Annotated in this window: 8 protein-coding genes and 1 pseudogene; 2 read left to right on the forward strand and 7 right to left on the reverse strand. The window is 51.5% G+C overall.

Features of this window, described 5'->3' with window-relative positions:
* Positions 1–10: 10 nt before the first annotated feature.
* The 4 genes and pseudogenes from MW046_RS18785 to metG all read right to left on the reverse strand — a co-directional run bounded on the left by MW046_RS18785 (position 11) and on the right by metG (position 7,562).
* Positions 11–1,798, reverse strand: a complete 1,788-nt coding sequence (locus MW046_RS18785) for a DEAD/DEAH box helicase (RefSeq protein ID WP_124955281.1) — start codon at positions 1,796–1,798, stop codon at positions 11–13.
* 853 nt (positions 1,799–2,651) lie between these two features.
* On the reverse strand, positions 2,652–4,049 hold the full coding sequence (locus MW046_RS18790; protein WP_368411457.1) for a Cdc6/Cdc18 family protein: 1,398 nt from the start codon (positions 4,047–4,049) through the stop codon (positions 2,652–2,654).
* An 800-nt stretch (positions 4,050–4,849) separates the two neighbouring features.
* Positions 4,850–5,031 (reverse strand): annotated as a pseudogene (locus MW046_RS18795) (IS6 family transposase); the annotation flags it as partial.
* 458 nt (positions 5,032–5,489) lie between these two features.
* Complete coding sequence (gene metG / locus MW046_RS18800) at positions 5,490–7,562, reverse strand: methionine--tRNA ligase (protein WP_247995971.1); 2,073 nt, start codon at positions 7,560–7,562, stop codon at positions 5,490–5,492.
* Between the two features lie 383 nt (positions 7,563–7,945).
* Between metG and MW046_RS18805 the strand changes: the two genes are divergently transcribed.
* The gene (locus tag MW046_RS18805; RefSeq protein WP_247995972.1) at positions 7,946–8,119 is read left to right on the forward strand and encodes a hypothetical protein; all 174 of its coding nucleotides are present in this window, start codon (positions 7,946–7,948) and stop codon (positions 8,117–8,119) included.
* 150 nt (positions 8,120–8,269) lie between these two features.
* Complete coding sequence (locus MW046_RS18810; RefSeq protein ID WP_247995973.1) at positions 8,270–8,506, forward strand: hypothetical protein; 237 nt, start codon at positions 8,270–8,272, stop codon at positions 8,504–8,506.
* 673 nt (positions 8,507–9,179) lie between these two features.
* Here MW046_RS18810 and MW046_RS18815 read toward each other — a convergent pair.
* The 3 genes from MW046_RS18815 to MW046_RS18825 all read right to left on the reverse strand — a co-directional run bounded on the left by MW046_RS18815 (position 9,180) and on the right by MW046_RS18825 (position 13,925).
* Positions 9,180–10,085, reverse strand: a complete 906-nt coding sequence (locus MW046_RS18815) for an ADP-ribosylglycohydrolase family protein (protein WP_247995974.1) — start codon at positions 10,083–10,085, stop codon at positions 9,180–9,182.
* Positions 10,086–10,530: 445 nt separating this feature from the next.
* The gene (locus MW046_RS18820) at positions 10,531–11,796 is read right to left on the reverse strand and encodes an McrC family protein (protein ID WP_247995975.1); all 1,266 of its coding nucleotides are present in this window, start codon (positions 11,794–11,796) and stop codon (positions 10,531–10,533) included.
* A gap of 2 nt (positions 11,797–11,798) precedes the next feature.
* The gene (locus MW046_RS18825) at positions 11,799–13,925 is read right to left on the reverse strand and encodes an AAA family ATPase (RefSeq protein WP_124956160.1); all 2,127 of its coding nucleotides are present in this window, start codon (positions 13,923–13,925) and stop codon (positions 11,799–11,801) included.
* Positions 13,926–14,140: the final 215 nt, after the last annotated feature.

Genomic DNA, 14,140 nt, shown 5'->3' on the forward strand with positions numbered 1-14,140 from the left:
TGAGTCGGATTCATGCTTGGCCTTCTCCAGTCTCGAAGCCCTCAAAGACTTCCTCATTGAACCGCTGTGCTTTCTTTGCAGATCTCATATCTCCTTCCAGATCAACAGACATCTCCTCAAAATTGTTCTCTAATTCCCGTTCAGAATCCGCCTCTATCATCTGTTGGAGCACCTCCTGTTCGAACTGGCCGGTCGACTGCTCTCGCTCCGAAAGAATTTCCTTCAGTCCACCGACGGTCTGATGGAAGACATCGATCTTCCCATACAACTTCTCAAGGACATAGTCTTCAATCGTTCCTTCCAGCGCTAGATTGTATACGTAAACGTCGCGGTCTTGACCGATCCTGTCGATTCGACCGATGCGCTGTTCGACGCTCATCGGATTCCACGGGAGGTCATAGTTCACGATTACATTACAAAACTGGATGTTTCTTCCCTCACTAATTGAGTCGGTGGTGACGAGGACCCCGCCCCGCTCTCTGAAATGCTGGATTTGTTGGTCTTTGTCCGCGCTCGAAAGCGATCCGCTGACCGTATGAATCGGGATCTCGTCTTGTCGATCGTCGGCCCGTAGTGCGTCCACGATCGCATCTTGGGTGGCGTGGAATTGCGTGAAGACGATCGCCCGGCCAGTCTCCATCCGTTCATTGACGCCTTCAATGATATTCAGGAGCTTTTCCTGCTTTGTCGTTCGGCCGATTGCTCTCGCCTGTTTTGCGACTTTGAGAAGTTCTTCACGCTCTTGCCCAACAACATCACGCCCGTCACCGTTGAGCCATTTCTCGACGGTACTGAGGACAGCCCACGGTGAACTCACCACTTCTTTTTGGAGCATTAACATGACGAGGTGTCGTCCATCCTGCATCGAATAATGGCTCTTAACGTACTCTGTGACGGCTTCGTACAGCTTTTGCTCTTGAGTATTTGGCTCGAATGTTTTTGTCCTAACCTGTCGGTCAGTGAAGTCGATCGCGGTGTCTCCACGTTTGTGACGGATCATTACTGACCGAAGTTGCCGATTCAGCTCATCAGCGTTTAGTACTCCACTATCATCGTGATCAGGGACATAGCGCCGTTCAAATTCAGATTCCGTTCCAAAGAGCCCTGGACGGATAAGATTGATAATATTGTATAGATCCGTGACGTCGTTTTGAACAGGTGTGGCTGTCGCAAAGAAGGCGTATTGATAGTCGATATCTGCGACGAAGTCGTATCGATTAGTCCCGCTGTTCCGTAGATAATGGGCTTCGTCGACAATTAGGGCGTCCCAGTCACGTGCGTAGATTTCCTCGGCATATCGATCTCGTTTGGCCGTATCAATACTGGCAATGATTTTGTCGTAGGCATCGAAGCCAGCAAAGGTATCATCATAATTGCAGGCAAAGTCCAGACCGAACTTGTCGGCCATCTCCTTCTGCCATTGGGTAGCTAGCTGTGCCGGAGTCAGGATTAAGAACGTATCATGGGCATCCCGAAAGACCATCTCTTTGAGGACCATTCCCACTTCGATCGTCTTTCCAAGTCCGACCTCATCAGCAAACAACGCTTTTCCGTCCATCTGAAAGAGCGCCCGATGCGCCGCATCCAACTGATGCTCTAATAGTTGGATCGTATCCGTTATCTCTTCGATGGATTGGAGTTCTTGTTGGCTTTGGGCGATCGACAGCCGGTTTGCTTCGATATTGAGGAGATGTTGGGATAGATCCGACCCTTCCCTGGTTGTAATTTCATCAAGCAGAGGCGGGGAATCTTCCAACTCGAAATGAACATCAACAAGTGATTCATCCTCTGTCGACATTTGAGTACGGATTTAACCCAGTAATTAGGTATATGCTTTTGGGTTCCACATGGGTAGCACCATGTTGATACCACAGTCTATAGCTGCAGAGGAGATCAATGAGTATGTCCAAAACGGAGGATAGCCATTCGCTTCGAATGGCTTACGAGATAGTATGGTTGTGATCGTTGGTAGTAGTAGCTGATGGTGGGGTGTGTTGAGTGTCGGATCATCCCTAACAGGCATTTATCATATTTCCATGATGTACCAACAACTATGTATGGGATCCTTACGAGCGATCCAGCGCTAGTTCGAGAAGACACTGGCAGTGTCACGTACTGCAGTGCCGAGGAAGGAAGTGGTCGCCGTCGCGATCCGATTGAGGGGGTAATCAACTCCGTTGTGTGCTGGGGAGATACGGCAGCTGTTCGGGATGATCCCTCTCGGGACACACTCTCTGCAGACGGTACCTGTGCATGTCCAGAGGCCGACGGGCATCGCTATCATTGGGAGGTGCCTCCGTGTACGCTATAGCCGACAACCAACATTCATTCACTTGCTCGGCTGAACAGGATGTTTCTCGGCTATCCAGAACACGATATCAAGCAGTATTTTTTGACTGAACTGCCTACACTGAGTCAAAAGATCTCTTCGCAAGAAAGTTTTCGCCTCCCATATAATATATGTACTTCAGCGGAACGAGAAACGGCGTCGACGACAATACCGGCGTCTGCTCTCTGGTTGCTGCTTCAAGCTCAACCGAATCGAGATCATCTTGAGTACTGACTGAGAGAACTGAGAAAGAGCCCTGTGACCTGTCGCGATAAGTGGTTATCCGGGTCGTCCGTCGCACGACAGTTTACGAACGAGCCGGTTAGGCGAAGCGTTTCAGCGAGGCTTTGGAGATGGCTCTGAACCGAGTATCCTCCACCACAATATCAAGTATCACTTCAGGATTGTGGAGTAATCGATGAGAATTATGGCGGCCGCCGCCTTTTCCCATATTTACCTCTTTAGTTTCGATGACCTGACTGAGCTGCATCTCATCGAGAATATCCCGGAACCGCCGTATCCCGATCGTGTCCATATCTACTGCGTTAGTGATCTGCTGGTACGCATCGTAGAGTTCGCCTGTGATGATGTAATCGTCGCGCGAGTAGAGTGACTTAGCTGCGATCGAGAGACATGCCGCTTTCATCTGCGTCGGGGTTCCCTGAAGGAAGTCGCGGAATCGATCCTTCTCAAGTGTGTCTTGAGATCGTCGCACGTGGTGTTCCTCGACTACGCCCGATCCTTCACGATCAGCAAGCTCTCCTGCTGTCCTGAACAATCGCATTGCCTTTCGTGCGTCTCCGTGCTCCTGGGCAGAGAACGCCGCGACGAGTGGAATAACGTCATCTGTGAGAACCCCATCGCGGAACGCGTCCTCCCGCCCTCGAAGAATATCTTGGATTTGAGTCGCGTTGTATGGGTCGAAGTTGAGTTCTACGGCTTGGAAGGCACTTTTGGTTCGAGGGTTCAGCTCGTCGAAATAGTTGATCTGATTGCTTATTGCGATGATACCAATTTGGCATGACGTATCATTCGACTCGACGGCCTTCGCGAGACTCATCAGAACGTGGTCACTTCTGAGAAGGTCGACTTCGTCAAGGATGATGATAACTGAATCGTAGTGAGCAAGGATCTGCCAGAGCCGCTTATAGAACTTGTCTGTCGGAAGCCCAGTATCGGGCATTTTCACGATGTCTTCAGCTTCGTCATAGATACTTTCGTCGTTCAGCTGTTGCCCAATTGTCGAGATGACTTGGACTTCGGTTGAGGACTTTGAGCAGTCAAGATACGTATGACCCATTCGGACATCATCGACTGACGCATTGACAGCTCGGCGGGTAACGTATCGGGAAACGAGCGATTTTCCCGTTCCTGTCTTACCGGTAATTGAGATGTGGTTTGGTGCGCCACCATAGACTGCATCGTTCAGACAGCTACTGATAGTTGAGATGTAATCATCTCGTCCGACAATTCGATTGCCATCGGGTACCCAACCGACGCGGACCATCTCCTTATTCCGGAAAATCCCCGTCCGTTGGGAGAAGAGTGGGTCGTCAACCTCGAATTGCTGGCCATTCTCGTCGCTTGATTGTGATTTTTCGGTCTCATCCAGACTCCCCTTCGGTTCCGACGTTTGACCACGAAATTGTGCGTTTTGACCGTCTGAAGCACGAAAATCCTGATCTCGACTTTCATCGGAAGTCGAGGTGCTGTCTGACATAACGATATCGACGAAACCTGATTACTTAAAAGTATTCCCACCACGACTTCCGACGTAAATCTACTACGAACGACGGTCCACTGAGGATAACACCTTAATTTCTGAACAATTGTGAGTTCCAACACACCCACCCCTTCGGTTCCGTCGTTACTGATGGACGGGTTTCCTCCACTGGAAAGATAGGACGAAACACGATTCTAGGGGGAACGCTGTTCTAGGCAGTATTTAGCTGTGTTATCTAGTTGGTAGGTTTCATCTAGAATATAGAGATCGCTTTGCTTCTTTTCTCTAGAGTTTTGTCCTGCGGAGTTGTTACAACGCCACCGTAATAAAGACATGGGTATACTAACGTAATTCTAATAACTTCTTATTGTGATGCAGAATACGGATGACTAACAGTACTCCCAGTACAATTATACTAATTTCCTCCCTTCTTAGTCGCTAACGTCGGAACTGGTGGGGTGTGCTTAGTCATCGTGATCTTAAGATAGGTGACCCACACATCTAACGACGGAACCGAAGGGGTGGGGGCCAGACACCGAGCAGGGACGGATTACTTCCTCGGCTCCAATGTTCGCCTCTGCCCTTTGAACGCTAAATTCCTCGCTATCGACGGAGCTGATAGGGTACTCCCTCCTCGTTACCATCGGAGGTCGTAGGGTAGTTCATCTGTCTCACCCAACGCCGGAACTGGTGGGGCGTCCCTTCTATGGAAACGCCGTAGGAAGAGCCCCCCGACTGATGACTACAGTGACCACATGAACGGCATCCTCCCGACAGAATTGCTATGATGGGATTGTCTAGATAACCTCCTGAACCAGTGTTAGTCCATCAAGCGCTTGATGTGGTCATTGAAATTGTAGCAATGAACGAACAGCGCAAGCCACTGGCGGACGCTCAGCCGACTCCTCACCCACGAATTGTGAAAGCGGTTGATGTGCATTGGGAGGGTGTAAAACCACTTCTCGATTAGGTTTCGATCGATACCGAGATTTCAGTGCCCATCTCCACTTCTAGATCTGCTTTGATGTCGAGACCGTGCTGGGGTTTACCGTGGGTAGCCACGGAACATCAACTCTGGAGCATGAAACGCCACGATTCCTGTGTATCAGTCTGATCGACCAGTTGTCGTCTTATGATCTGCTCTCAATCTAGTAGTACCTTTATCATAGATACCAGCAAGAATAACATTTATGAGAACTTATTAGTTATTGTAGATTATCACATTGAACTGATGCCAGGTAGAGGTTCAACGTACAAATGTCAGAGTTGCAATTATAGTACTGGGAAAAAGAAGTCTAAGTGTCCTGAATGTGGCGGAACAATACAGAAGAACATCTAATACATAGAATAGAAACTGTGCGGTTAATGTACGGACACCAGTTACCGTATTTTCGATAATCAAGTAGATCTGGTAATCTTTTCCAGATAGTACTGAGATTAACGGATCTTTGTTCCAGGCTGGGTGTCTTCAGTTGTGGTGAGGAGATCGGCCTGTTCGCCCGCCGCGAGCAACATCCCATTGGATTCATGGTCCATAATTGTGGCCGGTTCGAGGTTGGCGACAATCACGACCTGAGTGCCAGGGAGTGCTTCTATGTCGTGGCTTTGTTTGATCCCGGCCACGATCTGGCGTGTCTCGTGTCCAATATCGACCATCAACTTCACTAGGTGGTCCGATTCGGCAATCGGATCGGCAGATTGTACTTCTCCGGTTCTGAGGTCGATAGTCTCGAACGTCTCCATACTCACGCGTTCGTCTGTAAGCGGTTCGACCTCGGCTAGTTCGTTTCCGTTAGCTTCAGAGGAAGCAGCAGCGTCTCCACTGACTTCTTGAACCCGCTTGTCGAGTTTGGCATTCAACTGCTCGACTCGCTCGTCTTCGAGTGTCTCGAAGAGTTCCGTGGGGGCGTCGAACTCCCGGGAGGGAGGATCAAGCGCTGCCTGCACCGTCTGATCGTGAACCGATCCATCCTCGTTCAGTTGCTTCCAGAGCGCTTGGCTTTTCTCGGGTGCGACGGGTTCAAGGAGTACCGCGATCGCTTTGACGAGCTGCACACAGTCGCGGATGACTTGGGCCGCGCGCTCTGGGTCGGAGTCGGTCAACGCCCACGGCTCATTGTTCTGAATGTACTCGTTGCCAAAGCGCGCTAGTGTCACCGCTATCGTGCCGATCTCCCGCACAGTGTACTCGTTGACGGCCGTGTTGAACGCCTCGATAGCGTCTTCAATCCGAGCCGTTACTGTTTCGGAAGGATCGGCCTTGGGTGTGCCGCCGAAGTTTCGGTGGGCAAACAGTAGCGAGCGATAGAGGAAGTTCCCCAGGGTCCCCACGAGATCGTTGTTCACCTTCTCGCTGAACTTCTCCCACGAGAAGTCCACGTCCTGCTGGAATCCCCCTGTCGTCATGAGGTAGTAGCGAAGAAGATCCGGATGGAACCCTTCATCGAGATACTCACGGGCCCAGATTGCCCGGCCACGGGACTTCGAGAACCCCTTGCCGTCGAGCGTCATGAAGCCACTCGCTAGCACTGCACGCGGCTCGTTGTAGTCCGTTGCGTGGAGTACTGAGGGCCAGAAAACGGTGTGGTGTTGGATGATGTCGCGACCAATGATGTGGATAATCTCGCCGTCGTCCTTCCACGCTGACTTCCAGTCGTACTCAGCAGCCCCAGCGCGTTCTGTATACTGCTTAGTCGCCGAGATGTATTCGATGTGAGCATCAACCCACACGTATAGAACGAGCCTATCCTGACCGTCTGGCAACTCTCCAGGGTAGTCGACGCCCCAATCGATATCCCGGGTGATACACCAATCTTCCAGTTCACCGAAAATCCATTCACGGGGTTGGTGCTTCGCGTTGTCGGTACCTTCGAGCCGCTCGATAAATGCCTGGAGGTACTCCTGCAGATCAGACAGTCGGAAGAACTTGTGTGTCTGTTCGCGGTACTCCGCTTCGTTGCCCGTGATTGTGGAGACCGGATTTTCAATCTCACCGGGTTCAAGGTGCCGGCCACACCCCTCATCACACTCATCACCGCGAGCTTTGCTGCCACAGTAGGGACATGTGCCCTCGACGTATCGATCGGGGAGCGTTTGATCTGCCTCTGGATCGTACGCAACCGTTGCCTCTCGTTCGTCGATGTAGCCCCGCTCTTCGAGCGTCTGCACGATTTGCGTGGTAATTTCGATGTTCGTCGGTTGGCGCGTATGGCCGTATTCGTCAAATTCGACGTTAAATTCCGGAAACAGTGCTTTGTGCTCACGATAATAGTCGAGTGCGAGGGTTTCCGGGTCCTCATCGTTTTGCTTTGCATCCACTGCGACGGGCGTTCCGTGCATGTCCGAGCCACAGACGAAGGCAGTCTGCTGACCGAGCGTTTCGAGCGCGCGGGCGTACACGTCACCGCCGACGTAGGTCCGGAAGTGACCGATATGGAGATCACCATTCGCATACGGCAGCCCGCACGTTACGACAGCCGGTTCGTCAGTTGGGTATGTATCATGTGTCATGAGTGGGTGGCTATCAGTCAGTAGTGAGGGAAACCGACGCTGCACCGATATCCCCTCGTCCTGTAAGTAGGTACATAGATGTATTCCATCCCTGTAAAACATCCGAGATTGTCCGACAATACGGCACAAATCATCCTATTGATCGCTGGAGGGAAGGTGGTAAGTTGGTAACTACATTGGTGACAGTACGATCATACTCTCTATTATTATCAACTTTATGAATTATGAATGAATATTAGTGTCTCATCGAACACGCTGCGGACTTCGATCGGATGACGACCCACGAGCAGACGATCGAACTACTCGACGCAGACATCGACAGCTGGGCAAAGGCGATCTAAGCCAGTCCTCGATCGACATGCTTTGGTACTACTTGGAGATAGGTGCGAATCGACTGTTTACTCAACGCTGCTGAAGATCTTCTCACACCGACTGCCCGCGACGGTGATGTTCCAGCGTACGACGCGGCCGGTGGCAGTGGGCAGCCATTCGATACGCTTGCTGATGAACTCGCGCTGCGAACGATGCGTCGGCTCCACGAGGCCACTGATGGCTGATACGCGCATCTAGTCCGTCGTAAACAGGCTGTGGTCAATCTCGTCTTTAAGCTTGAGGACGAATACCGCTGGAGTCGTCGCAGTGACGCAGCCAATTCTACTCTACTTCACCACCAAATGTATATAGATAGAATAAAAATACTTTGAGTAATGGTTGGTATCGAAATATCAGGAGAACTCGCTCTTCTTATTGGTCTCCTTGGTGCTGTTTGGATCTATTATGACGGTCAGAGTCACAACATGCAAACAGCCGATATGTGGGCTGTTGGGTTCTTTCTAGGCATGTTTATTCCACCTATCATCGGTGCAGTAATCGTCATGGTATTGTACCTCCAAAAACGGAATCGTCGTAGGCGGGGGAAGGTCAATCAATTTGACCACTACTAACCACTATGGCTTCATACTGTAGTAGACGAACGTGACCTATCTGTTCTCGTTCTGAGACTGCGTAACTATGAAGCTCTCGGCGTCTGAAGCCACGATTGAGCGGCTTGTCGATGTGACCCGTCAGATCGATCCAGTGAAGCCGTCCAAGCCCCGGTCGATTCTGCTCCCTCTGGCTCGTGTTCCAGTGGACCTGCTGTCACAGAGCAACGTTTATACCGTAGATCTGTCACTGTGTGTCCATGCCGTCGAATCGGCTCCGTAGCTGTCCATATTCCGTTTGGCAGCGTCGGTATCGGTGCGTTCCGATCGACCGATGCAGACACCCCAGATTGCAAGTGAAAAACCACGTGACGAGCTGGGGATCACACACCACCATTTCCAGTGTTTCCTGATCGTGCGCCACCTGATCAGTTGCGCTCGGGACACACCATCTGCAATATGAAGAACGTCCCGATGGAGCCGTTTGTGAGGCCTCTCTCATTCCCTCTCGGCTCGGTGTTGCCGTCTCTACGCGCAAGGATGAATGTATCCGACGTTTATATCATACTGATAGTCACTATACTGGTAATACATACTATCATAGGTGAATATACTTCTATACCGACTGAGAAGAGGCGATATGACCGTCAGTTCGTCCCTTGGTTAGCTGGTGTAGAATGATACAGTACTTTGGTTACAGTTTCATGAGCTGTGCTGCCAGCGTTCGCAGTTCGGTCTCCGCGTTGATCGCTGCCAGCCAGCGGTCGGGAAGCGCAGTTGCCCCGAAGCGGGCTCCGGCGATGGCTCCGGTGACAGCACCGATGGTATCCGTATCACCACCACGATTCACACTTCGGACGATTGCCGTCTCAACATCTCCTGTATGGAGGCCGTCGTAGAGTGCCGTCTGGAGGGTATGAATCACGTAGCCTGACGTCGGCAGGGACGCTCGCTCATCTCCGCGAGCAATGGGTTCGAGTGCCGTAAGGAGTTCCTCAGGCGCCTCGGGTTCGACGTAGTTTAGGGCTGTCCTGAGTGGTTCTGCATCGCCTCGCATCACCGCTGCAATGGTGAGGTTCACCACTGCACATCCATAGGTACAGCGTGGATCAGCGTGTGTGATCTCAGATGACTGCCGACTCACCTGACCGAGCATGGATGGATCATCCGGATACGCGACTGCAAGCGGTGGGCAGCGCATCACGCTCCCATTGCCAGCATTGCTTCCTTCAGCACTGGCCTCCCACACGTCACGGCCAGCCGTTTCCCATGTCACGCCTTGTTTTAGCTTCTGCAGCGAACGGCGTGTCATGATCCCGATGTCAAACGGCTCCGTGTCATACCACTCGACGAAGCGATCTGCGATGTCTGCGGGATCGAACTCCGAACGATCAGCTACACTCCGAGCGAGACAGCGCGCCTGAGCCGTGTCGTCTGTGACTGTCCCGGCTGGCTGTCTCCACGTCCCGTGGCCGACCATCTCCCGGAGGGTGCCGTGCTCTGCTTCGATCTCGGCGGCTGATTTGAACTCAACGGGCCGCCCGAGGGCGTCACCACACGCGAGCCCGAGGAGGACGCCCTCGGCATGATCTGTGTCCATACATCGCTGCACACTGCTATGTGTGAAAAAGATTAGTTAATATGCATTAGATATAATGGATTGGGATACGAGATAAGAATAGATTCAGATTGGCACCGTGTGCTTCATGGGGACGTTCTCGTTTACCATTTCGAACATCAAATACCTCTGTAAGCCGCTTCAATTACCGGTATCGGTCGCTATTCAACATGGTAACTGGTGTGATTGCTGTACCTGACGTTATCTAGGGATTCAATATAGTTGTGTGGAGGACAGCTCTTTTCCGCTCCCTAGAGTTTCACCCGTCGTCTGGATCGTAGATCTTGTTAATCCACGATCCTTGAGCGAGTTTTAACTGGATTTCTTCGCTGTCGTCCCAGTAGTTGTCGAAGCCGCCAAAGTTGTATCCGCACCCTTCATCGAGATCAAGGCACGTAATTAAGCCCCCGTCAATCCGTGGTACTGCTCAACAGAGCTGTCGAATCCGGTGGTTGAGGCAACGCTCCAGACGGGTCCCTAGCGCCTCAGCGGTTGCGGCTGGTTTCCGAGTCGGCAATTCGACGACAGCTAGTTCTCCTGCGTTCTGAACGGCATAGTTAGTTGTAAGGGATCCTTCTTGACTGGGATATATAAGCAATCCGGATACATCATCCGTGAGTTGATACGCGACCATCTGATAGATGTCTGCGTTGTCGACTGACTCCGGTGTCTTCCACTTTGCGTCTGCAACAAACTGAACGGTCTCATACTGGTCACGAACGAGGATGTCTGGCCGCATCGTAATCGATGGCGATCCACCAGTGACGAGTCCCCGTCTCGTTGCCTGTGGTTCGATGGACCAATCGGTACGTGACTCCAATGCTCCGCGAACTGCCCGTTCTACAACGTCTTCGAAGACACGATTCATGTCTATTAATAGTGAATATGAGTCCCGGTTGCCGCGCTCTAATCGATCGACGTGAGCGTTATCGAGAAGTAGCTCAGTGAGTCGCAAGATAGCTGTATAGTGCTCACTGAGGCGAGTGAGTTCGATGTCGCGTACCTCTTGGACACGAACCGATCGAAGCGTCACACGACGGCGAATGCGCGTCTGATATCGCTGTAGTGACTGGCCGAGGTCTTCGTCGCTGACGAGCCCCAAGAGAACGGATACCGTATACAGAATTGCCTGATTTGCTGGCGTTTCATACGTGAGTTCATCATACGAACATTCAAACGTCGTTGCACAGGGACCCTGTCGCTGTAGCTGCTGTTGCAGATCGAGACGCCCGCGGAGATAGTCCTCGGTATTGCTGGAGCGTCGATACGCTTGTTGGAGGCCACGCTTGATGAGCTGCTCCAGCTCGGCGAGGTAGAGTGCAGCGAGGATGTCGATGAATGTGGCTCCGGTTTGGATCGATGTTTCCTGTTTGATCGTCGTTGCTTCGGTTCCGTGCGCATACTGAAGGAGTGACAGCAGATTGTCTCCTGCTGCTTTGGGACGGATCTGAATCGTCGGCCCATCTGGCAGTGAGACAATGCCAACGTACTGTGAGGTACGAAGCATCGGTTGCCTCTCGTGGTCAAAGCTCACTGTCATTTGTTGCGATGACAGTGTCTGTTCGATGAATTCCCGGTCTCGCTCTGACAATTGAGTATCCAACTGTGTTTCGTCGTGTTCTGTGAGCGTGATGGTCGGGACTGGTGCGGACGGCGACTGGGAACGACCTACTGTCTGTTCGTGCAATGCCATACTCACTCCGTAGATACGGACCGATCAGTGCCAGCAACACCGTTGTCGCGGAGTTGGTAGAGGTTTCGGTCATTGAATTGCGGATGGCACCAGTGGTCTGGTTGTCCGACAGTGGTCTCGTCTCCGTTCGTTAGTTCATCGAAAATCTGTTGTGCCGCCCCCGATAGCGAATATAAGTCGCCATCATTTAGCCATCGAATGTCGCCCGACTCAGCGGTGGCATCGATTACCTCACTCTGCCAAAACGCAGCATCACGCTCAGCCACTGCTCGCTCTATGTCTGTATCTGAGACCGTTGTCCCGTTCCGCAGCTGTTCACGGTTAAATTCGAGGATATCTCCTGCTTCGAGGACACCATTTTCAGACAGGATATCTACTGTCTGTCGTGATGTCGTCTCTGGTTCAATATTGAGGAGTGATGCGAGAGCTGTGTGAAGATCATCTGCGGTGAAGTCTTTGATCTGCTTGGTACGCCAATCGACGAGGCGATCATCAGTCCCTGCGAGGAGATCCTGTTCGATACGCTCGAATTGTCCGAAGTAATATTCCTCTAGGAGGGGGAGGATTTCGTACTTCCAGGTATCGACAAGCGCATCTTCGTCGATCTGTCCATCATCCCGTGTGCACCCAAAGAGATACGAATGCCCGATCTGCTTTCCCTTGCCAAGGTCCGGCAGGCTCCGAATCCGCTCGTTGAGTTCCTCAAGAGCAAGGAGTGAGAGGGCGAGCAGCGCACGCAGAGACGCACCTGACTCAGCTGTGGCGTGCACATCGCGTTTGTGATCAAAGTTGTACTCTTCATAGAGTGCGTCGTAGTCCGGTGGGAAATTGATGAATCGGAACCGGCGACGAAGAGCTGCGTCAACGAGTGCGATAGAGCGATCTGCAGTATTCATCGTGCCGATGACGAAGAGATTCGGCGGCACGACGAACGACTCTCCCGAATGAGCAAGCTGTACCTGAACTTCGTTTGCTTCATCACGACGTTTATCGGCTTCTAGTTGTGTAATGGTTTCACCGAAGATTTGCGCCAGATTGCCTCGATTAATCTCATCGATAATCAGCACGAATCGCGGCGGGGTCTCTTTTTTGGAGACCATCTCGTAGGCTTCTTGTGCAGCTTCACAGACACGCTTGAACCGCCCTGGGCTGATGTCGTAGTTGACGGTGCCGCTGTCAGTGGCCTCAGCGGACAGTCCTTCGACGAAATCTTCATAGGAGAATGAAGGATGGAATGTGACGATATGGACCTGTGACATTGATGTTGTGACTGGAGGACCTTCACTCACCCACCACTCAGCGAATTGGTTCGCTGAATACGTTTTTCCGGTTCCTGGTGGGCCATAGAACACGACCTGCTTTGTCGTTTCAAGCTGTCGTGCGATGTCGTCTGCTCGTTCAGGCTTTTCACTGGACTCCTCTGAGCCCCGTGTAAGGTCCCCAGTCTCAGCGTATCGAATCACACACTCAGGTACATCATCACGGGCAAATCCGAGAAGTGGAAAGAGTACATCGGCAAACGTTTCGGCTATAATATCGATAAATGACGTGTTAAAGATTCCATCGGCTTCGCGATAGCGTCGTTTTGCGGCAAACCGCGTGATACCGTTGGCAGCCAACCGGTCTATATCATCTCCAGTAAACTCGTCTACTGGCATCGAGTAGCTGTTTCCATATTTCGGCTGATAACTGACGGTAGCATCGTCGAACTGTGAAAGAATCGTGAGAAAGGTCTCTGATTGTTCACCAATATTCGTTTTTAGCGTCTCACGTTGGTCAGCTACCGGGGTCGCATCACCCGCCGTGCCTGCATTGAAACGCACATCAACAAAGGGTCCGTCATCGTCTTCCCCAATAAGGAATTCTGGATGAACGAGTTCGTGTGGGCCTCGATCATCACCTGCTCGACCGTACATCGTCCACATGTACTCGCGATAGTCTTTTTCCGTGTGTTGTGGCCGGATGCGTGATGCTGTTGGGTCACTACTGATGTTTTGGAACTGTTTTGGTGCCCGATTATATACGTCTTCGCCGATTTGCTGTAGATGACGCCGTATCGACTGTAAATTCGATTTTGTCGTTCCGAGCTGCTCGAAATCATCACGTGTAAAATGTGTTGTGTCTGCCATACATCTGAGTTCGGCCATTTCTATTAGAATGTTTGGGTATCTGAGCCCGTTGTGATCTATTCTCTCCTCCCGATAGGCATCGTTATTTTTGTAGTGGGGAAATTCCATCCCTGTGTAAAGTTTCCATCTATCAGACGGTGAGTAGCGTCGCCAGATCACATCCGGTCAGTTCCGAGAGTATGGTTTTGTATATTGGCTCATACTTTGTAGGCGTT

This window comes from Halocatena salina, from assembly GCF_023115355.1.
Taxonomy (GTDB): Archaea; Halobacteriota; Halobacteria; order Halobacteriales; family Haloarculaceae; genus Halocatena; species Halocatena salina.

Coding starts and splice junctions, on each gene's coding strand:
- MW046_RS18785 (WP_124955281.1), bottom strand. CDS start 1,798: ATGTCGACAGAGGATGAATCACTTGTTGATGTTCATTTCGAGTTGGAA.
- MW046_RS18810 (WP_247995973.1), top strand. CDS start 8,270: ATGGTTGGTATCGAAATATCAGGAGAACTCGCTCTTCTTATTGGTCTC.
- MW046_RS18815 (WP_247995974.1), bottom strand. CDS start 10,085: ATGGACACAGATCATGCCGAGGGCGTCCTCCTCGGGCTCGCGTGTGGT.
- metG (WP_247995971.1), bottom strand. CDS start 7,562: ATGACACATGATACATACCCAACTGACGAACCGGCTGTCGTAACGTGC.
- MW046_RS18820 (WP_247995975.1), bottom strand. CDS start 11,796: ATGGCATTGCACGAACAGACAGTAGGTCGTTCCCAGTCGCCGTCCGCA.
- MW046_RS18825 (WP_124956160.1), bottom strand. CDS start 13,925: ATGGCAGACACAACACATTTTACACGTGATGATTTCGAGCAGCTCGGA.
- MW046_RS18790 (WP_368411457.1), bottom strand. CDS start 4,049: ATGTCAGACAGCACCTCGACTTCCGATGAAAGTCGAGATCAGGATTTT.